14 protein-coding genes and 1 pseudogene are annotated in these 20,782 nt (G+C 65.9%); 8 read left to right on the top strand and 7 right to left on the bottom strand.

Features of this window, described 5'->3' with window-relative positions; all coding sequences use genetic code 11:
* Window positions 1-104: 104 nt before the first annotated feature.
* The gene (locus E3T39_RS15195) at window positions 105-1,208 is read right to left on the bottom strand and encodes a YlbL family protein (RefSeq protein WP_134516686.1); all 1,104 of its coding nucleotides are present in this window, start codon (window positions 1,206-1,208) and stop codon (window positions 105-107) included.
* A gap of 210 nt (window positions 1,209-1,418) precedes the next feature.
* Between E3T39_RS15195 and E3T39_RS15190 the strand changes: the two genes are divergently transcribed.
* Together E3T39_RS15190 and E3T39_RS15185 are read left to right on the top strand one after the other, a co-directional pair.
* Window positions 1,419-2,720, top strand: coding sequence for a zinc-dependent metalloprotease (locus tag E3T39_RS15190; RefSeq protein WP_134516785.1), 1,302 nt, complete (start codon window positions 1,419-1,421; stop codon window positions 2,718-2,720).
* A 105-nt stretch (window positions 2,721-2,825) separates the two neighbouring features.
* Window positions 2,826-3,671, top strand: a complete 846-nt coding sequence (locus E3T39_RS15185) for a hypothetical protein (protein ID WP_134516685.1) — start codon at window positions 2,826-2,828, stop codon at window positions 3,669-3,671.
* On the opposite strand, the gene E3T39_RS15180 is transcribed toward E3T39_RS15185, so the two are convergent.
* Both E3T39_RS15180 and nudC read right to left on the bottom strand, forming a co-directional pair.
* On the bottom strand, window positions 3,562-5,271 hold the full coding sequence (locus tag E3T39_RS15180; RefSeq protein ID WP_134516783.1) for an ATP-dependent helicase: 1,710 nt from the start codon (window positions 5,269-5,271) through the stop codon (window positions 3,562-3,564). The genes E3T39_RS15185 and E3T39_RS15180 overlap by 110 nt on opposite strands.
* A 2-nt stretch (window positions 5,272-5,273) precedes the next feature.
* Window positions 5,274-6,257, bottom strand: a complete 984-nt coding sequence (nudC, locus tag E3T39_RS15175) for an NAD(+) diphosphatase (RefSeq protein ID WP_134516684.1) — start codon at window positions 6,255-6,257, stop codon at window positions 5,274-5,276.
* A gap of 84 nt (window positions 6,258-6,341) precedes the next feature.
* Between nudC and E3T39_RS16730 the strand changes: the two genes are divergently transcribed.
* Window positions 6,342-7,502, top strand: coding sequence for a phosphotransferase (locus tag E3T39_RS16730; RefSeq protein WP_134516683.1), 1,161 nt, complete (start codon window positions 6,342-6,344; stop codon window positions 7,500-7,502).
* Window positions 7,503-7,552: 50 nt separating this feature from the next.
* Here the strand turns inward: E3T39_RS16730 and E3T39_RS15165 are convergent.
* Window positions 7,553-10,747: pseudogene (locus tag E3T39_RS15165) on the bottom strand (UvrD-helicase domain-containing protein); the annotation flags it as partial.
* Entirely contained in the window at window positions 10,744-13,920 is a 3,177-nt protein-coding gene (locus tag E3T39_RS15160) for an ATP-dependent helicase (RefSeq protein ID WP_134516681.1), read from the bottom strand. The gene E3T39_RS15160 and the pseudogene E3T39_RS15165, both read right to left, overlap by 4 nt.
* Before the next feature lie 95 nt (window positions 13,921-14,015).
* Here E3T39_RS15160 and E3T39_RS15155 point away from each other — a divergent pair, with 95 nt between their 5' ends.
* Both E3T39_RS15155 and E3T39_RS15150 read left to right on the top strand, forming a co-directional pair.
* On the top strand, window positions 14,016-14,240 hold the full coding sequence (locus E3T39_RS15155) for a DUF3107 domain-containing protein (RefSeq protein ID WP_134516680.1): 225 nt from the start codon (window positions 14,016-14,018) through the stop codon (window positions 14,238-14,240).
* Between the two features lie 6 nt (window positions 14,241-14,246).
* Entirely contained in the window at window positions 14,247-14,540 is a 294-nt protein-coding gene (locus E3T39_RS15150) for a hypothetical protein (RefSeq protein WP_134516679.1), read from the top strand.
* A gap of 28 nt (window positions 14,541-14,568) precedes the next feature.
* Here the strand turns inward: E3T39_RS15150 and E3T39_RS15145 are convergent, their stop codons facing one another.
* Complete coding sequence (locus tag E3T39_RS15145; RefSeq protein WP_134516678.1) at window positions 14,569-15,285, bottom strand: ferritin-like fold-containing protein; 717 nt, start codon at window positions 15,283-15,285, stop codon at window positions 14,569-14,571.
* A gap of 145 nt (window positions 15,286-15,430) precedes the next feature.
* Between E3T39_RS15145 and E3T39_RS15140 the strand changes: the two genes are divergently transcribed.
* Window positions 15,431-17,026: a DEAD/DEAH box helicase gene (locus E3T39_RS15140; RefSeq protein ID WP_134516677.1), complete on the top strand. Its 1,596-nt coding sequence runs from the start codon at window positions 15,431-15,433 to the stop codon at window positions 17,024-17,026.
* A gap of 109 nt (window positions 17,027-17,135) precedes the next feature.
* Here E3T39_RS15140 and E3T39_RS15135 read toward each other — a convergent pair whose 3' ends face one another.
* Entirely contained in the window at window positions 17,136-18,005 is an 870-nt protein-coding gene (locus tag E3T39_RS15135) for a PHP domain-containing protein (RefSeq protein WP_134516676.1), read from the bottom strand.
* Window positions 18,006-18,090: 85 nt separating this feature from the next.
* Between E3T39_RS15135 and E3T39_RS15130 the strand changes: the two genes are divergently transcribed.
* Window positions 18,091-19,137, top strand: coding sequence for an endonuclease/exonuclease/phosphatase family protein (locus E3T39_RS15130; RefSeq protein WP_174845146.1), 1,047 nt, complete (start codon window positions 18,091-18,093; stop codon window positions 19,135-19,137).
* Window positions 19,138-19,223: 86 nt separating this feature from the next.
* The gene (locus tag E3T39_RS15125; RefSeq protein ID WP_134516675.1) at window positions 19,224-20,768 is read left to right on the top strand and encodes an aminopeptidase P family protein; all 1,545 of its coding nucleotides are present in this window, start codon (window positions 19,224-19,226) and stop codon (window positions 20,766-20,768) included.
* Window positions 20,769-20,782 lie beyond the last annotated feature (14 nt).

Genomic DNA, 20,782 nt, shown 5'->3' with positions numbered 1-20,782 from the left:
AACAGGGTGATCATAAACCGCATGATCAGGGTCGACCTCTATCCTACTTAAGCACCCCTGAGAGAGTCATCATTACCGGGCTGCCGTAAGTTTTTCGTGCGACGCTAGCTCGTGGGACAGGTCGGGACGTCGCCCGTGTCGCCGGTCTTGATCGCGTCAAGGGCGGCGAGTGCCTCGTCAAGGGTGGCAACGGAGAACACGGTCAGGCCGTCGGGGATATTGCCGGTCACCTCGTCGCAGTTCTCGGCAGGAGCCAGAAACCATCTCGCGTCATTCTCGACGGCGCCGTACAGCTTCTGCTGGATACCGCCGATCGGGCCGACCGCACCGGACTGGTCGATCGTGCCGGTACCGGCCACGTTCTCGCCGCCTTGCAGCTCGCCGGGCGTGAGTTTGTCGATGATTCCGAGCGCGAACATCATGCCCGCGCTCGGTCCGCCGACCTTATCGAGTTGAATCTGCACCTCAAATGGAAAGTCGTAAGCGACTGAGACGTTGACCCCTGCCACGACCGTGCCGGCGTTGTCAATCGGGGTGACCTCGACGGTCTGAGCCACGCCGCCTCGCACGATGTCGACGCTGGCCGCCGTCTCGGCGCCGTTGATCTGCAACGCGGCACGCAGTTCCGCCACGTTGACAACCGGCGTCCCGTTCACCGCAGAGATCTGATCATCGGGTTCGATCATGCCCTCAGCCGGGGAGCCATCGGGCAGGCTGACCACCGAGACCGTCGTTGGGTAGTCGTAGCCGAGATGAGTCAGCGCCGCGGCGATGGCATCCTGTTGGGAATTGATCATGTCGGCGCTGGAACGCGCATCCCGCTGTTCGGTGCTGACATTGGCGGGAAACACCTGGTCGATGGGGAGAACGGCCTCACTCGGATCGAGCCATGCTCCCGCGACACTGAGCCAGCTCGGGCGGTTCTCCCGGTTGCCGAGCAGCGACACCGTGAGCAGGTCGAGCGTGCCCTTGGTCGGGTAGACCGTCTCATCCGGGATGGTGATGAGAGCGGTCTCGACGTCGTTGTCATCGGTGGCCGAGCCGAGGGTGTTGTAGACCGGTCCGGGCTTCTCGATGACGTAGGGGGCTGGCATGATGCCGAGAATCACGCCGGCGACGAGGGCGATCAGCAACGCCGTCCAGCCGATCGAGGGGTGGCGACGCCGTGCACCGTGGGGCGCCGGTGAGTCATCGATGAAGAGAGCCACCGTGCTCCTTCCGTGTTGGGTCTTGCCAGGTTCCGGGTCGTGTTCGCGGCGGGCGCACAGCAAGCCCTTCAGCCTAGGATATTTCCCAGCCCCGAGCGGGCTACTCGCACTAGCGTAGAAGCATGCGACTGAGAGGGGCCTGAAGTGGCCGACGACTCCCTACCCCCGAACGACCAGAACCCGGGCGAGCCTAGTGACGAGTTCCGTGACATGCTGCGCGACATTCTGAGCGGCAAGAGCGGCATCGACCCTGGCCAGCTCGCTAATGCGGCTGGCCTGCCCAATGACCCGGCTAGCGTGGCCGCACTCATGCAACAGCTGCAAGGCGCTATGAACTCCAAAGGCACCGGTGTGGACTGGCAGATTGCGCTCACGCAGGGTGAGCAGCGAGCGGCTAACGGCCAGCTCACGGCGACCGACGAGCAGCAGACCCAACTGCGCCAGGCTTTTCACATCGCGGCCCTCTGGCTCGATGACGTGATCTCCGTGGCCGAACTGACGGTTGAACCGCGGCTGATGACCCGCCGGGAATGGGTCACCGCGACCATGCCGCTGTGGACCCAGCTGGCCGAACCGGTAGCAACGAGCATCTCCGATTCGCTCACCAGGGTCTTCGCGGAACAAGTGCCAGAAGAGATGCAGGGCATGGTGGCCAACGCGAGCCAGCTCGTGCGCAGCATCGGCGGCACCCTCTTTGCAATGCAGCTCGGTCAGGTCGTCGGGCAGCTGGCCAGCGAGGTCGTCAGCGGCGGCGATGTCGGCATTCCGCTGCTCGGCGAGCAGCAGGCCGCTCTCCTCCCCCAGAACGTCGCCGATTTCGGCGCCGGACTCGACGTTCCCGCCGATCAGGTGCAGATCTATCTGGCCGTGCGTGAGATTGCCCACGCCCGCCTGTTTCGGCACGCCCGCTGGCTGCGCCTGCACCTGACCAGCGCGGTAACTGCGTATGCGCGCGGTATCAGCATCGACTCCAGCCGGCTCGAAGAACTCGCTGGAAACTTCGACCCCTCCAACCCGGAAGACCTGCGTCAGGCCATGGTGGACGGTTCGCTCATCCAACAGAAGTCCGAGTCGCAGATCTCGGCGCTGTCGCGCCTCGAAACGATGCTCGCCCTGGTCGAAGGCTGGGTCGACGTCGTCACCGCCCGCGCCTCGATCAGGCTGCCCAAGGCCGATGCCATCGCCGAAACGGTCAAACGCCGCCGGGCTTCCGGCGGTCCCGCCGAATCCGCTTTCGCGACCCTCGTCGGTCTCGAACTTCGCCCGCGCCGATTGCGGGAGGCCGCAGCGATGTGGCAGGCCGTAACGGATGCCGTCGGCAGCGAAGCGCGCGACGCCCTCTGGTCGCACCCCGACCTGCTGCCCACCGAGCAGGACATCGACGATCCTCAGCAGCTGATCATGCGCCTCACCAGCGCCGCGCGCGGTGAGCCCGAGGTGCTCGACGACGTCGACCAGGCCCTCGAGGATCTGCTGCGCGATGACGGCGCCGAGCGCCCCCACGAGGAGTAGGAACTCCGCTCTACCCCGCAGGCGCGGTGCCAACGACGCTGCGGGCTGCCTCAACTGCCTGTGGAGAACTCATTCAGCCGGGGTCATGTGCGTCATCATGTCGGCATGGCCCTTCGACTGAATCCTCGATACCCCCTGGTGTGGCGCACACCGGATTGCGTACAGCTTGGCATCGACCACGCCGTTGTGACGATCGAAGGGCTCACGCACGCCCATGAGGCCGTGCTGTCAGCCCTCGCCGCTGGGGTGCATCGATCAGGTGCGATGCTGCTCGGAACGCTGGCCGGAGCATCCGCTGCCGAGGTGACGCATCTGCTGGAACTGCTGGAGCCGGCGCTGCTGTACGTATCAGACGATGCGGAACCCCCGGCAACGCCGCTGCCTCGCACCGTGCTCGTTGATGGGGTTGGAACGACCGCTTTTCGCGTGCGCACCCTGTTGGCCAACCTCGGAATCGAAGAGCCGCTACCCGGCACTGAACCAGAACTGGCAGTGCTGGTGGGACAATACGTCTTCTCACCGGAGCGTCACGGGCGCTGGCTACGCCGGGACATTCCCCACCTGCCTGTGGTGTTCAGCGACAGCGCCGTGCGGGTCGGGCCGCTCGTGGAACCGGGCGTTGGGCCGTGCCTGACCTGTCTCGAACTCGCGCACGTCGATGACGATCCCGCCTGGCCGGCGATAGCCTGCCAGCTGGCCCCGCGGCAGGCTCCGAGCGAAACGCCCAGGCTGAGCTTTGAAGTCGCCGTTCGGGTAGCCGGGCTCGTGCAGGATCGCCTGGAGACGGGACGGTCAGTGGTGTTCGCCCGGTCACTGCGCCTTGACGCCGTCTCGGGCGCCGTTACGCGGAGCGTGCACCGGCTCCACGAGCGGTGCGGCTGCCGAGCTCTTGCAGAAAGCGAGATCGTTCCCGAGGCGCACGAGCCTGCACTCCGGAAGACGACCAGCTAAGCGCGAGCCGCCTGCGGGCCCGCGTGATGCCGACGTAGAGCAGTCGGCGCTCCTCGTCGATCTGGTCGAAGGTACTCGCGTAACTGATCGGCACCAGTCCTTCGCTTAGGCCGACCACAAACACGACATCCCACTCAAGGCCCTTAGCCGAGTGCATGGTGGCGAGTGTCACCGCCGAGACGGTCGGTTCGTGCTGGCCGGCCTGGCGTTCCATCAGCTCGTCGGTGAACTGCCGAAAGGTGGTGCCGGCGGCGGCCTGGTCAACCAGGCCCATCAGGGCATTAAGTGATTCCCACCGAGCCTGCACTGCGCCGCGCGTCTCCGGGGCGGTCTGGCTCCAGCCGAGGGACCGCAGCACATCGCTGACGGACTTGAACAGCGGTTCCCCGATGATGGAAACGGATGCTGCGCGCAGGCTCATCACCGCCTGCTTCACCTCTGGCAGGTCGAAGAACCGTTTGGCGCCGCGAATCTGGTAGCTCACTCCCACCTCGGTCAGCGCTGTTTCAAGCAGTGCCGCCTGCACGTTGACCCGGAACAATACGGCTATGTCTTCGGGTTTGGTACCGGTGCCAGTGAGCTGCAAAATCTGCTCCGCGACACCGCGGGCCTCGGCCATATCCGAGGCGTAGCCGCGCACGCTCGGATCGGAGCCGGTGTCGGATTGTGCGGCGTGCAGGGTCAGCGCGCCGGAACGGCCGCGCATGAGCTGGTTCGCGGTGGCAACGATGGGCGCGGTCGACCGGTAGTTCTGCTCGAGCCGCACCACGGTGGCATCCTCGTAGTGTTTGGGAAAGTCGAGCAGGTAGTCGCTGCGGGCACCGGCGAAGGAGTAGATGGTCTGGCTGGCGTCGCCGACGACGCAGAGATCACGGCGGTCGCCGAGCCACAGAGCGAGCAGGTCGTGCTGCAGTGGGGAGACGTCCTGATATTCGTCGACGACGAAGAACCGGTACTGCTCACGAACCTGCAGTGCCACCGACGGTTCGGCCTCGATCATGCCGGCCATGGCGAGCAGCACGTCTTCAAAGTCGATCTGCTTGCGTTCGTCTTTGAGCTTCTCGTAGGTCTTTTGCAGGGCAACGACCTGGTCAATGTCGAGCCGTCCCGGCAGGCTGCGGCTGGCGATGCCAGCCGCATACTGCTCGATACTCAGGCCGCTGGTCTTGCGCCACTCCACCTCGGCCGCGAGGTCGCGCAGGGTGGCCGTGTCGATTTTAAGGTGCAGCGCCTCGGCGGCATGCCCGAGAATGCGGCCCTTACCGTCGAGGATGCGCGGTGCCTGCCCACCGACGACGTGTGGCCAGAAATAGTTCAGTTGAGACAACGCTGCGGCGTGGAAGGTGCGGGCGGCCACTCCCCCGGCACCGAGCTGGCGCAGGCGGCCGCGAAGTTCGGCCGCCGACCGGCTCGTGAAGGTGAGCGCCATGACCCGATTCGGGGCGTACGCGCCGGTTAGCACGCCGAGCGCGATGCGGTGCGTGATGGCGCGGGTCTTGCCGGTACCGGCGCCGGCGAGCATGCAGACCGGGCCGATCAGCGCTTCGGCGGCAATGCGCTGTTGTTCATCGAGGCCGTTCAGCAGCGAGTCGGCGGTCACCGTCACGGGCGGATCAGTTCCGTCGCGGCCGGCAACGCAGCTCCGAGCCAGCGTTCGATCATGGCGTGCGAAATTGACGAGGGGCCGGGCAGCAGCATCCACTCGCCCGCATCGAGCAGCTCTTGCCGGCTGAACCAGCGCAGCGCCAAAATCTCGGCGCCGTCGGGCAGCAGACCACTTGCCTGCTGGTCGTCGGCGAGGCGGGCGGTGAACCCGCACATGATCGAAGCCGGGAAGGGCCACGGCTGCGAGCCGACGTAGACCGGATCGGTCACACGCAGGCCGGATTCTTCAAACATTTCGCGGATCACGGCCGCTTCCAGGGCTTCGCCGGGTTCGACGAATCCGGCGAGCAGCGAGTAGCGGTTGTTCTCCCACATTGCATTGGAACCGAGCAGGATGCGGTCGTCCGCGTCGGTGATGAGCACGATCACGGCGGGGTCGGTGCGGGGAAAGACCTGGCTGTTGTCCACCGGGCAGCGACGCACCCAACCGCCGTCCTCGACCACGGTTGCGGCGCCGCAGCGCGGGCAATACCCGTGCGAGGCGTGCCAGTTGAGCACCCCGAGGGCCTCGGTGAACAGGCCGGCGTCCCGGTCACCGAGCACAGTCGCGACCGTTCGAAGGTTCACCCAACGGCTCTCGTCGGGCTCCAGCCGGGCCGCAGCGTCGTCATCGAGTTGCGCGGCGACAATGCGGGTACCGGTCGGCTCCGGCAGGTCGGTTGGCAGGGACCGGCCGAGGTAGACGCGCAAGCCGGGATTCTGTCGACTCATCGCCACGCTCGCCGGAGGCAGCAGGGCCAGGTGAACGGCGCTGGTCGAGTCGTTGGGCGCGAGCAGCATCTTGCCGTGCCAGACCGGCAGAACACGAGTGGCGGAATCCGCCCAGAGCTGATCGAACAGCCCGGGAATGCTGCGGCTCAGGTGATCACGGTCGACCGCGTGGCGAGACAGCGGCAACCGCGTCGTGAAAGTGAACGACATGGTAATCTCCGAGCTCTGCGAGAACGTGGGTGTGGAGGCGTGGCGAATAGCCACGCAACCGGAAGTCGATCTAACCTAGTAGGCATGGCCAGAACTCAACTCACTCTAGCCGCGTTAGCCACCTCCGCAGTTCCGGGGCTCGACGTGGCCTACGCCCGCAAGCACAGTGCCGGCGCGCACGGACTGTTCGACTCGGCGCTCGTCATCGACACAGACGGACGGGCGCTGATCATTCGCGTTCCGACCAGCCAGTCGGCTGAAACCGAGCAGTCCGCCGACCTCGTGGCGTTGCGCGCGCTGACCACCGGCAATCGCAGTCGGCTGCCGTTCGATGTGCCCGAATATGTCGGTCAAACGCCGATTCAGGGAACCCGCGCTGTTGTCTACGAGTTGCTGGCCGGCGACAGTTTCGATGCGGATGCCCTCACCGGACACGAGGGCGTCTCGGGGTCGATCGGCCGCGCCATCGCCGCGATCCACTCACTACCGAGCGCTTTTATCGGCACGGCCGGGCTTTCCCAGCAGAGCGCCGAACAGTGCCGCAAAGACGCCATCGACCTGGTCGACCGGGCCGCCAATACCGGCTACCTGCCCGCAGCGCTGCTGCGCCGCTGGGAACAGGCCACCGACGATGATGCCCTCTGGCAGTTCGCGCCGGCGGTGGTGCACGGGTCGATGTCGGCCGATTCCATTTTAATTACCGACGACGCCGTATCGGGTATTCTCGGCTGGTCTGGCCTGGCCGTCGGAGACCCGGCCCGCGACCTTCACTGGTTGCTCGCCGCGCGCGGAGATGCCGCTGAACTCGCCATCACCGCGTATTCGACCGCTCGTCAGGGCAGCGACACTCACATCACCCAGCGTGCCATGCTCTATGCCGAGCTCGAGCTGGCCCGCTGGTTGCTGCACGGCGTGAGCAGTCACGACCAGTCCATCGTCGATGACGCTGTCGCCATGCTCGACGGCCTCGTCGACACGGTGCACAGCCACACCCAGCAGCCACTCTCCCCCGAAACCGGCCCGATCATGACCGTTGGTGACGTGGAGAACATGCTCGACCATATGCCGCGCGCCGCCCGCGACTACGATCAGCACGCGGCGATGCACACCGACAGCTACAACTTTTCGGGGCTCAGCACGGACTCTGACTCCCTTAAGGAGTCCGATGACGACTCCGAATCCGACGACTCGCGCACCGGCATCATCGCCCCCGACCAGGCGGCAAGCAGGTCCGCTTCCGAATAGAGGCGCTCGGGGGCGATGACGGTGTCGTCGGCGACGAAATAGAACACGGCGTCGACAATGCTCGGATCGATTCCCTTCCATCGGGCGTAGGCCAACCGGTAGAGCGCGAGTTGGGTTTGCTTTAGTTCGAGGTCAGCGGCGTTCTTGGGTGCCCGCCCGGTTTTCCAGTCGACGACCTGATACCCCGTTTCGGTGCGATAGACGGCGTCGAGCTTGCAGACGAAGACCTGGCCGCCGAGCACATGGTGAATTTCGATCTCGACGTCGACCGGCGCTCGATCGGCCCATTCGGACCGTTCAAAAGTGGCCTGCAAAACCGCAAACTGTTCCTGCTCGGGTACGGCGAGGTCATTCAGTGCGCCGGTATCGCCGTCGTCGCCCGCATCGTCATCGCCGAAGTCCAGTTCGTTCAGCGCGGCATCGACGCGATCGGTGCCGGTCGCGCCGCCGGCCCGGCGCTCCACCCAGGAGTGAAACAGGGTGCCGAGCCGTGTGGCCCGGTAGGGGCGCTGCGGCATGGGGCGCCGCAGTTCGGCGGCGACTCCGGCCGGGTCGTCGACGTAATCTTTGAACCGGGATGCGGGGATGCGGGTGGGTACGGGGGTGACAGCGCCGCCGGCCAACCGCAGGGCACGTTCTTCCAGCAGCAGGGTGACCGCGTGGGACCAGCGGGTGGGAGCATCCGCAGTACTGCCCAAAACGCGGGTCGCGGCCGCTTCGACGAGGGCGCGGCGAGTGCCAAGCGGGTCGAACGGCCACAGTTCCGTGCCGCTGGAGGCGGAGCCAGGTTTGTCGGCCTCGGCACTCGTGTCTGGGATGGCCGGAATGAGCCCGGCTTCGGCAAGTTCCAGGAGATAGCGGCTGGGCTTTCGAACCGTCAGTCCTGGCCCCCAAAAGGAGCCGGTCAGCAAGAGTTCTTGCCTGGCACGGGTGATGGCGACATAGACGAGCCGGCGTTCTTCATCGTCGTGCCGCGTCGCCAATTGCGCCTTGTAGGTCTGGAAGGCCAGATCGTAATCGAGCTGGGTGTCGTGGCCGTCGACTTCGAGTTCGGGCAGCTCGGAGCGATCGCCCCGAAAACCGTAGGGCAGCTCGCCAAAGCGCAGCCACCCGCTCGAATCGTGAGCTAAGGCGGGCAGGCTTTTCTCCGTGAGGTTCGGAATGGCGACAAAATCCCATTCGAGGCCCTTGGCGCCATGAATCGTCAGCAACTGCACGGTGCCCTGTTCCGACATTTCAGCGCGCGGGCCGAGGTCGTCTTGCAGCTCCGCCCGCTTCAGCCAGCGCAGAAAACTGGCCAGGGTGCCCTGCTCGTCGCTGTCGAGAAATGCGGCCACCGTGTCGTGGAAGGAATACAGGTTGGCGAGTCCGAGGTCGTTCGCCTCGTTCGCGGTCAGTTCGATGTCGAGCCGAAATTCCTGTTCGATCAGCCGCACGAAGTCCAGCAGCGGCAGGCTGGCGCGGGAACGTAACCACGCCAGTTGCCGGCCGGCCGACTGCACTCGGGCGCGCCCTAACTCGCTGAACTCGGCGAATTGGCTGTGAGATTCAGGGGCTGTGCCCAGAAAGTCCAGCGCGTCAACCAGAGAGCTGCCCTCATCACCGGCGACGGATGCCCGCAGCTTGCCCCGCAGTTCGGCCGAAATGGCCTTCTGGGCCCAGTCGTGCCGGGCCAGCCAGCGTGCCACGTTGGCGAGAGCCTGCAGGTCGCGTGCGCCGACGCGGTAGCGGGCGCCGCTGAGGAGGCGCACGAGCTCGCTGCCGGCAGCGGGATCGTGCACCACCCGCAGAACGCTCACGACGTCGGCGACCTCCGGTGTGGAAAGTAACCCGCCGAGGCCCAGCACGTGGGCGCGCACGCCATGGGCGCGCAGCACCTCGGCGAAGTAGTCCATCTCCCGGCGGGCCCGAAAGAGCATTGCCCCGGTGTGATCACCGACGAGCCGGGCGGCGAACCAGTCGGCCACCGCGTCGGCCTCATCGGCCAAGGTCTCAGCCATGAGCGCGTCAACGTTGCCGGCCCTGGTGCCGGCCGGCACCTTGAGGGTTTCGACCTGGATTCCGCCGGGCTGGGCGCGCAGCGTCTGACTCAGCGGATCGACGACGGCATTCGCGGCGTCGAGCACGAGGGCGGGGTTCCGCCAGGTGAAGGACAGCGACATGGTCGGTGCTACGGCTGCGGGGCTGGTGTTGAAGTCTCGCCCGAAGCCAAGCAAATTCGCCGAGCTGGCCCCGCGCCATCCATAGATCGACTGGTGCGGATCACCGACGGCCATCACCGGGTGGTTCCGAAAGAGCGTGTGCAACAGTTCGGTCTGCAGCACGGAGGTGTCCTGGTATTCGTCGAGCAGCACGACACGGTACTGGTCGCGGTAACGGTCCACGACCGCATCGACTTTTTGGCAGACCTGAAGCGCGAGGGCCACCTGGTCGGAGAATTCGATGAGGCCGAGGCGCCGCTTTTCACTGCTGTACTGTGCAGCGAGTTCGGCGAGCACCGGCAATGGCGCTACTGCGGCCAGGGCATCTACCACCGAGTCGTACGACTTCTTCTTGCGCGGGTTGCCGTAGGGCAAATCACTCAGGTAAGCGAAGCTTTCGGCCAGGCCGGCGAGATCGTGCGGGGTTCCGGGTGCGCCGTCGTGCCAGGCCGGCGGGTTCTCAGCCACGGCACGACTGAGCTGCAGCACGGCGTCGGTGACCTGGTCGACGCTCTTGCCGTATGGCACGAGGCGACCGTCGCCGTGATCGATGACCACGCGCCGAGCGAGCAGCCAGGCGCTGGTTTCACTGAGCAGTACAGATTCCGGCTCCCGGCCGAGCAGCAGGGCATTGTCGGTGAACAGCCGGCTGGCAAAAGAGTTGTAAGTGGAGACGCTCGGCGTATTGAAGAGGTCGGAAGACTCAGCCGTCGGGCCGTCGTCCTGACCGGCGATGATTGGCATAAGTCCGGCAGCATCGAGGTCGCTGATGCGCCTATTGATGCGATCGCTCAGCTCGCCGGCGGCCTTGCGGGTGAAGGTGAGTCCGAGAATCTGGTCGGGGCGGGCGTGGCCGTTGGCGAGTAGCCAGAGCACCCGGTTGGCCATCGTCTCGGTCTTGCCGCTTCCGGCGCCGGCGACCACCAGGGTCGGCGTAAGCGGCGCCTCTATGACCTCCTGCTGCTCATCGGTGGGCGGAGGAAGCCTGAGTTCTGCGGCAATGTCGAGGGCGGAGACCGTGGTGGCTGTTGTCGTGAGACTCATGAGCTGACCTGCTTAATGACGTGGATGCGGCAGGACCCGTGGCTTCGCGGGTCGAGGCAGTGCTCGGTGATTTCGGCGATGAAGGTACTGCCGCCCATGCCTGCCGCGTCGTCGCTTACGCGGGTGCGAAAAGCGTCGAGCTGCTCCGGAGTGAAGGCGGGCTGGGTGGGATTACGGTAGTTCTGTTTGACCGTGCCGGAGGAGACGATGACCAGGCGGGCACCAGCCAGCGCCATGTCACCCGAGACGCCCTCGATGACGCCCTCCTGAAACGCCAGCTGGTAGGCACCGAGTTGTGGATGCTCCGCAACGCCGACATCGCTTATCGCGTCGCCCTTGCCGGTTTTCAGGTCGACGATCACGGCCCGCCCGTCGGCTTGGCGTTCCACTCGGTCGATGGTGCCCGACAGCACGGCACCGCTCACTTCAAGTTGGAAGGTTCCCTCAGCACTCAGCAACTCACCGCCTCCGTTCTCGAAATCGAGCAGGTACGAGGCGAGCCGGTCGGTGAGCGCTCTGGCGGCGACCTTCTGCACGCGAGACTGCCAGTCGGCGTCGAAGTCGAGTTCGTTCCAGCGGGACTCCACGCCCTGCCAGAGCGCCTCTGGCCGACGGTCGGTGGCGTCTTCCATGACCTTGTGAATGATCGTGCCGAGGTTGGCGGCGGTATTCGAGTTGCCGCCGCCGACCTGCCCGATCAGCCAGTGCAGCGGACAGGTTTCGAAGGCGGCCATTCGCGACGGCGAGACACGCACCGGATCATCACCGGCCGCGGAGTCATTGAGCGGGCGCACGGTGCTCGGTTCGGTCAGGCCGTACCACTGATCCGGTGCTGCGCCGGGCACGTTTTCGCTGGCCAGGCGGGCCAGAGTGGCCGCCGCATCCGCTGCCCGGGCGGTCGTCTCGGAGTCGATGCGGGCCGGTGAGCGGATAGCCCGGGTCAGGTCACGGCGCATCCGCCCGGCCAGGCCGCGCAGCGACAGAGGGTACCGGGCGAAGTCGTCAACGCCCCGCTCAGGCTCGGGGTCTGGCAGCAGACGAAGGAACACCGACGGCTCATTCTCTTCATTGTTCACTGCGGTGACAAGCAGTTCAGTCGTGGCACGGCTGACTGCCTGGGCGAACATGCGCAGTTCGTCGTGGAGTACTGCGGTGCGAGCGTCGGTGCCGGTAACGTCGTGCCCGGTGCCGTCCTGGCCCGTGGCGACCAAGGCAAGGTCGCCAGCACCAAGCAGGGAGCCACGGATGCGCAGGTCGGGCCAGACATTGGCCTGCACGCCGGCCACCACCACAATGTCGAAATCGCGTCCGATGGTACCGCTTGGGGTAGACACTATGACGGCCGCGCCCACGGCACGCGGCGCGAGGGTATCTTCGGGCACATCCGTGTCGACGAGGTGTTCCAGGAACAATACCGGCGGGGCCGACGGGGTGCGCTCGACGTAGCGCTGCGCCGCCGAGAACAGGGCGACGACGGCGTCAAGGTTGTGGTTGGCTTCGTCGGCGACGATTCCGGTTCCCGTGGACTGCTCTTTCCATTCGCGATCGAGGCCGCTGCGCTGCCAGAGGCCCCAGAGCAGTTCCTCGATGGTGGCACCGGCTTCGTATTCGATTTTCGCCTCGCGCAGGCTCGCCCCGCAGCTGGCTGCGCGCCGAGCGGTGCGATTATCGATGGTGGCAAGCAGATCGGGGTTCTGCAGTGCGACGACGAGCAACTCATCGGCGCTTTGCGGTGTGGGGGTGTCAGTGGCCAGCTCGTGCTGGCGCAACGCGGCACGTAGCCGGCGCAGGGTGATCGGGTCGAGCCCACCGAGCGGGCCGCGCAGCAACTCGATCGCCGCCTCGGGGTCAAGCGGTTTGCGGCCCAGGGTTACCTCGAGTGCCAAAATGAAGGCTCTCACCGCGTATTCGTCACGCAGGGCTGTACTCGCGGTAGAGATCTGCGTCGGCACTTCGAGTGCGGCGAGCCCCTTGGAAATCGACGGCACGAGCGCTCCGGTGCGCACGATCACGGCCATGCGCGACCAGGGAATTCCAGTGATTACGTGGCGTTCGCGCAGCAGGCGGGCGATGACGGCGAGCTGATCGGCCGGGCTGGTCGCAACCACGGTCTGCACGGAAGGGCCAGTCGCGCCTGTCGAATCGCGACCGGCCGCCGCACGCTGGGTTCCAGCGGCGGCGGCGCCGATCCGCCCGGTGATCTGCGCAACGACTCGACGGATGTCCGCGTCGTGCCGATACACCGTCTGCAGCACGATCGGCACGGCTACGCGGCCGGCGGGTACGGCCCGGCCCTCGCTGAGATACGAGCCGAGGCGACCCAGGGCATCCGGATGCGCACCGTGAAACGAACCGGTGCTGATGTCGGGGTCACCGACGGCGACGATCGCCACCCCCCGCGTCTGAAACTGGGCCAACAGCGTGATCGTGGCCTGCGTGACTTCCTGGGCATCGTCGAGAACGATCAGGCGCAGGTCGGCGAGGGAGCCGAGTGTTGCAACGCCGGCCGGTCCGGCCTGGGCGCCCGCCACGATAGCCGCGGCATAGCGAGCCAGCTCGGTCGAGTCGTATTGGCCAGGGCGGGCCTGGTCTTTGGCCTCTTCGTAACCGCGAATGAACTCGGCCGCAGCCACCCACTGCGGACGACCGAGGGCGAAACGCTCGAGCTGGCCCGGCGAGACACCGTACTCGACCGCGCGCATCATGAGATCGCGAAGTTCGGTGCGAAAGCCCCGTAAGCGGCGCACATCGGGACCGAGGGTCGCCGGCCAGGCCGGGCCGGTCTCATCATCAACGTGGCCCTGCAACAGCTCGGCAATGATCTGATCTTGCTCCCCACCGGTGAGCAGCGTGGGAGTCGGACCGCCGGCCTGCGCGACCGCCGAACGCACAATCTGGAATGCCACCGAGTTGGCGCTGCGAGCCAGCGGGCCGTTCGTCGGCACGCCAAGGCGCAGCGCAAGCCGGTCGCGCAGCTCCGTGGCACCGGCGCGGGTCGGCACCAGTACCAGTACCTCGCTCGGCGAATATCCCCGGTTGAGCACCCTGTCTGCAACAAGTTCGACGAGCGTGGTCGTCTTGCCCGAGCCGGGCGCACCGATCACCGCGGCACTGACCCCGTCGGGGAGGTCGAGAACGGCCGTCTGGGCGGAATCAAGGGTGTGGTTTGTCACATTTCAACGGTAACGGGTTGCGCCGACAGTGAACTCTGTCAGGGCGGTGGCGCGTTCTGTCGTACTCTGGGCGCAAGGCTACGAAAGGCAGTTCTGTGGACATTCGCATTGGTATTTTCAACTCCCCCCGGGAGATCGGTTTCGAGACATCGCAGGCAGCGACCGAGATTGAGCAGACCGTTGCGGCGGCTCTCTCCGATCCGACCGGCTATCTGAAACTCAGCGACAGCAAGGGTCGCGTCTATATCGTTCCGACGGTTGGCCTGGCCTACGTCGAACTCGGCAGCGAAGAATCGCGTCGCGTCGGCTTCGTCGCCTAAAACGCCATGGAACTCCTGTTCGTCGCACTGTTCGGCGCTCTCATCGGTCTCGGCGCGCGGTATTTCCTGCCCGGTCGATCGACGCAGGGTTCGGTGCTGGTTCCGGCGATCGGAACGGTTGTTGCAGCTGCTCTCTGGGTCGCACTGACCTGGCTCGGCTGGAACTGGGCCGGTGGGTGGATCTGGTGGGTGTCTCTCGTCGGCGCCGCCGCGTCATCCGTCGTGCTCAATCTGGTGATCAGCCGGCGACGCATTCATGCCGACCACCGGATGCTTCAACGCCTCGCCAACACCGCGTAGGTATTCGGCCGGTTCGCTGGGTAAACGGCTAGGCGGTGAGGCCGAGGCCGTCCATGCGGCGGGTGTGCGCCGCGATGAGCTCGGTGAAGACCGGTTCGATGCGCGCCTCGGCACCCTCGGCAGGGTCGGCGGCCGGCATCGCCGAGCGAGCCACAAGCAGGGTATCGCCGACGAGGCGACGTCCCCACATGGCCAGCCGGGAGCCGAGCTCAACGTCGTTTTCGATGGCGGTCTGCAGTTCGTGCACGAGCACGTCGGTGCCGGAATTTTCGCCGAGGAGCTGCGCCACCCTCGGTCCGATGTCGCGCGGCAGGCCGTCCGAGAGCCGGATGAAAAAGTCCTCGAGGAGGCCGCCGGCGAGATAGCAGCTCAGGAGCAGCTCATGCCAGTCGGCGCCGCTGGTCTTGCGGCGAAACTCGTCGAGACTCACGACAAACGGGCCCATCTCGGTGGCTGGCTCGTGCCCGCGGCGTCGAATCTCGGTGACCAGGCCGTGATGCTTACTCAAGGCTCGACCGGCAGCGGCGCTGAGGCCTTCCTTCACGGCAAGGTTCGGCGCGGTGGCTACGGCGCGGGCCAGACTTTCGAACTCGCCGAGTTCGCAGTAGGCGGCTTGGCCGAGAAAATGCTGAACGCCCGGGGCGAGCGAACTGATGTCCACTTTTTCGGTTGGCTGGGGAGCCCCGCGGGAGGAAAGCCGCGGGGCTTCATTGCGCTGCGGGCGCCGACCGAACCACGTGACCACGGGCTCAGCTTAGGACAGCGCGCCTGTGGCCGCGGTACAGACGGGGCAGTAAGGTGGAATTACGTCGCCGGCAAGGATCGGCGACCGCTGCCCGAGACGCAAAAACGGGCGCACTTCGCTTCCAGTTAATGACAGGCATACATTCGTGACTTTCTCCGAACTTAATATTGACCAGGACATGGTCGACTCCCTTGCCGCCAAGGGCATCCTCGAACCGTTCCCCATCCAGACCCAGACCATTCCACTCGCGCTCGCCGGCCAGGACATCATCGGCCAAGCCAAGACCGGCACCGGCAAGACCTTTGGCTTCGGCCTTCCGGTCATTCAGCGCCTCGGTCTCGACCCCGAGCCCGGCGTGCAGGCGCTTATCGTCGTTCCGACCCGTGAACTGTGCGTGCAGGTCTCGGAAGACCTCGAGCTCGCCGCAGCCGGACGTAATACCAAGATCGTCTCCATCTACGGTGGCAAGGCGTACGAAGGTCAGATCGAACAGCTGAAGGCCGGCGCGCAGATCGTGGTCGGAACCCCCGGTCGCCTGCTCGACCTGGCCAGCCAGCGCCTGCTCACCCTCGCCAACGTGCGCGAAATGGTGCTCGATGAAGCCGACAAGATGCTCGACCTCGGCTTTCTCTCCGACATAGAGAAGCTGTTCGCGCAGACCCCGGCGAACCGCCACACCATGCTGTTCTCGGCGACGATGCCCGGACCGATCGTGGCCCTGGCCCGCCGCTTCATGAACCGCCCGATTCACATTCGTGCCACCGACCCCGACGAAGGCCTCATGCAGGCCAACATCGAGCACCTCGTCTACCGTGCCCACAACATGGACAAGGACGAGGTCATCGGCCGAATCCTCATGGCCGAGGGCCGCGGCAAGACGATCATCTTCACCCGCACCAAGCGCGCCGCCGCGAAGCTCGTCGAGGAACTCGGCGACCGCGGCTTCAACGCCACGGCCGTGCACGGCGACCTGAACCAGGAACAGCGCGAGCGCGCCATGGCCAGCTTCAAGAGCGGCAAGAAAGAAATTCTGATCGCAACGGATGTCGCTGCTCGCGGCATCGACGTTGAAGACGTCACCCACGTGATCAACCACACCATTCCCGAAGACGAGAAGGCATACCTGCACCGCGTCGGTCGCACCGGCCGCGCCGGCAAGAACGGCATCGCCGTGACCTTCGTCGACTGGGACGACTTGCACAAGTGGTCACTCATCAACAAGGCCCTCGACTTCGGCCAGCCGGAACCGATGGAAACCTACTCGTCGTCGCCGCACCTCTACACCGATCTGAACATCCCAGCCGGCTCCAAGGGCCGCCTGCGCGCAACCCCCGTAAAGGATGTCGCCGCTGGCGATGCGCGCACCGGCGGCGCCGGTCGTTCCGGCGGGGCACGCTCCGGCGCTGGCAGTCGCTCAGACTCTGGTCGTTCCGGTGCGGCGCGCGGCGGTCGTGCTGAAGGCAGTCGCTCCGAGGGTACTCACAGCGACCGCCGTGGCGATTCAGCGCGCGGCTCCGATCGGCCGGCAACGAGCCCGGTACGCGACGGCGGGGACGATGCTGGTCGGCCGACGCGGTCACGTACCCGCGTAGGTTCCAGTACCAACCCCGACGCCCCCGCTGCAACCCCGGCAGCCGGTACACACGACGGCGGCGGAACAGAGCACCACGACGGCAACAACGCGCCGCTTCGTCGCAGCCGCACCCGTCGTCGCTCGCCGCAGAGCGGCACCGCCATCTAACAACCGATCAGGTCTTCAATGCCCGGCCCCCTGGCTGCCACCGTTTGACCGTGGCTGCCCCGGGGGCCGGGCATTTTTGTAACGGTGTCTCGCACTGCGCTTCGAACGATCACCCGTAGACGGGCGCGGAGCCGCGGCCCTCAGCGATGATACGGTCGAGTACCTCGGGAGCGGTCGTGTTCTCGCCGAGCCGATTGGGTTTGCCGGTGCCGTGGTAGTCGCTCGAGCCGGTGACAGACAACCCGAATTTTGCGGCTAGTTCGTACAGGCGCGCTGTGGGCTCCGGCTTGTTTTCACGATGCTCGAGTTCGAGGCCGAAGAGTCCTGCTTCGACCATGTTCTTTAGTCGACTTTCCTCGACGACGTCGCCGATGCCGCGCGTGGCGGGGTGGGCGATAATTGGCACTCCCCCGGCGGCGCGTACGAGTTCGATCGCGCGTAACGGGTCTGGCGCGTAGTGCGGCTGGAAGTAACCGGCTTTCCAATGCAGAATGTCGGCGAAAGCGGCGCTGCGATTCAATGCGTGACCGCGCGCGACGAGCGCATCGGCGATGTGCGGCCGGCCGACAGTGGCACCTGGAGTTGTCTGGGCGAGCACGTCGTCCCAGTTCAGGTCATAGTCCACACCGATGCGGGCCACCATCTGCTCGGCCCGGCTGAGCCGGGCGGCCCGCACCCGCGCCATTTCGGCCAGAAGTGCGGAATCGGTCGGATCGAAAAGATATGCCAAAAGGTGCACACTGGCGTACTGCACCCGGGTACTAAATTCCATTCCGGGAATAAGAGCGATCCGTGCCGTGAGCGCCGCAGTGGATGCTTCGGCCCAGCCGGCCGTGGAGTCGTGGTCGGTCAGGGCGACCGTCCCGAGCCCCGCGCCAGCCGCCGCACGCACCAGCTCAGCCGGCGTTTCCGTGCCGTCTGACACGCTCGAGTGCGCGTGCAGATCAATCGGACCCTGGAATTGCCGCGCGACTGCCATAACCCCATGCTAGTTGGACGCCCCCGCCCCCTCCCCGCCGCGCAGGGCTGGGATTCCCCAGAATTCTGATCTAGGGTTCAGAACAATGTTGACGCCACTCCTGCGGGCACTGATTCTCCTCGCTGCCGCCGTTTTCCTGCTGGTCCTGACCTGGCCGCAGGCATTCGGCCTGCACAACACCTGGGTCGTGGCACATCTGGTCTCGTTTCGTGCGATCGCCGTCATCGCCGCGATCGTTGGCCTCATTCTGCTCGGATTGCTCCGATTCATGCGGCCATTGCGCCGAACCCTCAGCATGGCCATGGTGCTGCTGGTCCTGTTCGCCGTGGCCAATGTCGGCATTCTCGCATCTCGCGGCTTTACCGCGAACGCCGCCCAGGTGAGCACGGGTCCAGCCGGCACCGAAACGGACACCGTCACGGTTCTCAGCTGGAACACACTCGGCGATGTCCCCGGCGCTGCGGTCATCGCAGAACTCGCCCTCGCCCAGGACGCTGACGTGGTGACCCTGCCAGAGACAACGGAGGCGACGGGTATTCACGTCGCGGAAATGATGCGCGAGGCCGGCCGCCCCATGTGGGTGCACACGCTAGCGTTCGATCTGATCTCAAAGGCTCGGTCAACGACGCTGCTGATCAGCCCCGACCTCGGTGACTACGCCGTGACCAACGCCGCGGGTTCCGGCCCACCCGGCAATACCAACGTACTGCCGACCGTGGTGGCCAAACCGGTCGACGGTAACGGCCCGACTATTGTTGCCGTCCACGCCGTCGCCCCGATTCAGTACGAGATGTCGAACTGGCGCAGCGACCTCGACTGGCTTGCCACCCAGTGCCAGGGCGACAACGTGATCCTGGCGGGCGATTTCAACTCAACACTCGACCACATGGCCGGCCGGGCCAACGATAATTTGAACTCTGTTCTCGGCAACTGCGCGGATGCTGCACTCTCGGCCGGTGCGGCAGCCGTCGGCACCTGGCACACGAGCATTCCGGCGCTCCTCGGCAGCCCGATCGATCACATTATGGCGACTGTGAACTGGCAGGTGACCGCCCTGCGGGTGATCGAGTCGCTCGACGGCGCCGGGAGCGACCACCGCCCGATCGTCGCCACGCTCACACCGGCCAGGTAGTTTCTGCCGCATCACGCATCCGCTTATCGCAGCATCCACACCAGCGTGATCGGTCGCTGCCCAGAGTGCGGTGCGAGAATAGTGAGATGGCTGATACCCCTGCTCCCACTTTTATCCCCGCTGCGCGCTCGAATGAGAACCGTTCGACGACTCCCGGGTCCACCGGTTTTAAATCGTTCATCGCGAGCGGCTGGGCCGATCGCACGGATGCGCTCCCCGACGCCCGCGAGCAGGCGCCTTTCGCCGCCGCGCGCCGCGAACGGCTCTCGGCCGCGTACCCGGGACAGCGCCTGATCATTCCGGCTGGCCGCTTGAAGCAGCGCTCCAACGACACCGACTACGCGTTCCGTGCGCATTCCGCCTTCGCCCACCTCACCGGTTGGGGCAGTGACAGCGAACCCGGCGCCGTACTCGTGCTCGAACCGGCAGCGGCCGGCGGCCACGACGCGACTCTGTACTTTCGGGAACGAGCCGGCCGCAACTCCGACGAGTTCTACGCCAATCCCGACATCGGCGAATTTTGGATCGGTCCGCGCCCATCGGTCGCCCAGGTAGCGAGCGACCTTGCTCTCCACGTGCGCGGCATCGCCGAACTCGCTGGCGTGCTGAGCGCCGTCGACAGCGAAACGCTCGTACTGCGTGAAGCCGACCCGACCTTCACCGAGCAGGTCGACGAAGCCCGCCTGCGTTTCGCCGCCGAACGCGTACTCGGCAGCAACGCCACCGACTCACCGTTCAGCATCGAGATCAACGCCGAGCACGAGCCCGACGCCGGTCTGGCCCGCGATCTCTCCGAACTGCGCCTCGTGAAAGACGCCTTTGAAATCGCGCAGATGCGCCTTGCCGTCGCGGCAACAGCCCGCGGCTTCAACGATGTCATCGCCGATCTGCCCCGGTCGAGCCAACACGCCCGCGGCGAGCGGCTGGTCGAGGGCGTCTTCAACACCCGAGCCCGCACCGACGGCAACACTGTCGGCTATGACACCATCGCAGCCTCCGGACCGCACGCGTGCATCCTGCATTGGACCCGCAACGACGGCGTCGTCGCTCCCGGCGACCTCATCCTCATCGATGCCGGCGTGGAACTTGACAGTTACTACACCGCCGACATCACCCGCACCCTGCCGATCAACGGTGTGTACACCGAGGTGCAGCGTCTGGTTTACGAGACCGTGCGTGAGGCAGCGGATGCCGCCTTCGCCGTCGTTCGCCCCGGCGCCGTATTTCGCGAGGTACACGCCGCAGCGATGGCAGTGATCGCCCGGCGCACCGCCGAGTGGGGCATGCTCCCGGTCACCGCCGAGGAAGCCCTGCAGCCGGAGAACGGTCAGCACCGCCGCTACATGGTGCACGGCACCAGCCACCACCTCGGTATCGACGTGCACGACTGCGCGCAGGCCCGCCGGGACATGTATATGGACGGGGTGCTCGAACCGGGCATGGTCTTCACCATCGAACCCGGACTGTACTTTCAGCCAGACGACCTCACCGTTCCGGCGGAGTTCCGCGGCATCGGCGTGCGGATCGAGGACGACATCCTGGTGACCGAGGCCGGTGGCGAGAACCTCTCGGCCGCCATCCCCCGCACCGCCACGGAGGTCGAGGCCTGGATCGCCGCCGCCCAGCGCTAGCTTGATCGCGCAAG

This window comes from Cryobacterium suzukii (assembly GCF_004403185.1).
GTDB classification, from domain to species: Bacteria; Actinomycetota; Actinomycetes; order Actinomycetales; family Microbacteriaceae; genus Cryobacterium; species Cryobacterium suzukii.
This window is presented reverse-complemented; position numbering and strand designations above follow the sequence as displayed.

Coding starts and splice junctions, on each gene's coding strand:
- E3T39_RS15125 (WP_134516675.1), top strand. CDS start 19,224: ATGGCTGATACCCCTGCTCCCACTTTTATCCCCGCTGCGCGCTCGAAT.
- nudC (WP_134516684.1), bottom strand. CDS start 6,257: ATGTCGTTCACTTTCACGACGCGGTTGCCGCTGTCTCGCCACGCGGTC.
- E3T39_RS15185 (WP_134516685.1), top strand. CDS start 2,826: ATGGCCCTTCGACTGAATCCTCGATACCCCCTGGTGTGGCGCACACCG.
- E3T39_RS15130 (WP_174845146.1), top strand. CDS start 18,091: ATGTTGACGCCACTCCTGCGGGCACTGATTCTCCTCGCTGCCGCCGTT.
- E3T39_RS15190 (WP_134516785.1), top strand. CDS start 1,419: ATGCTGCGCGACATTCTGAGCGGCAAGAGCGGCATCGACCCTGGCCAG.
- E3T39_RS15135 (WP_134516676.1), bottom strand. CDS start 18,005: ATGGCAGTCGCGCGGCAATTCCAGGGTCCGATTGATCTGCACGCGCAC.
- E3T39_RS16730 (WP_134516683.1), top strand. CDS start 6,342: ATGGCCAGAACTCAACTCACTCTAGCCGCGTTAGCCACCTCCGCAGTT.
- E3T39_RS15150 (WP_134516679.1), top strand. CDS start 14,247: ATGGAACTCCTGTTCGTCGCACTGTTCGGCGCTCTCATCGGTCTCGGC.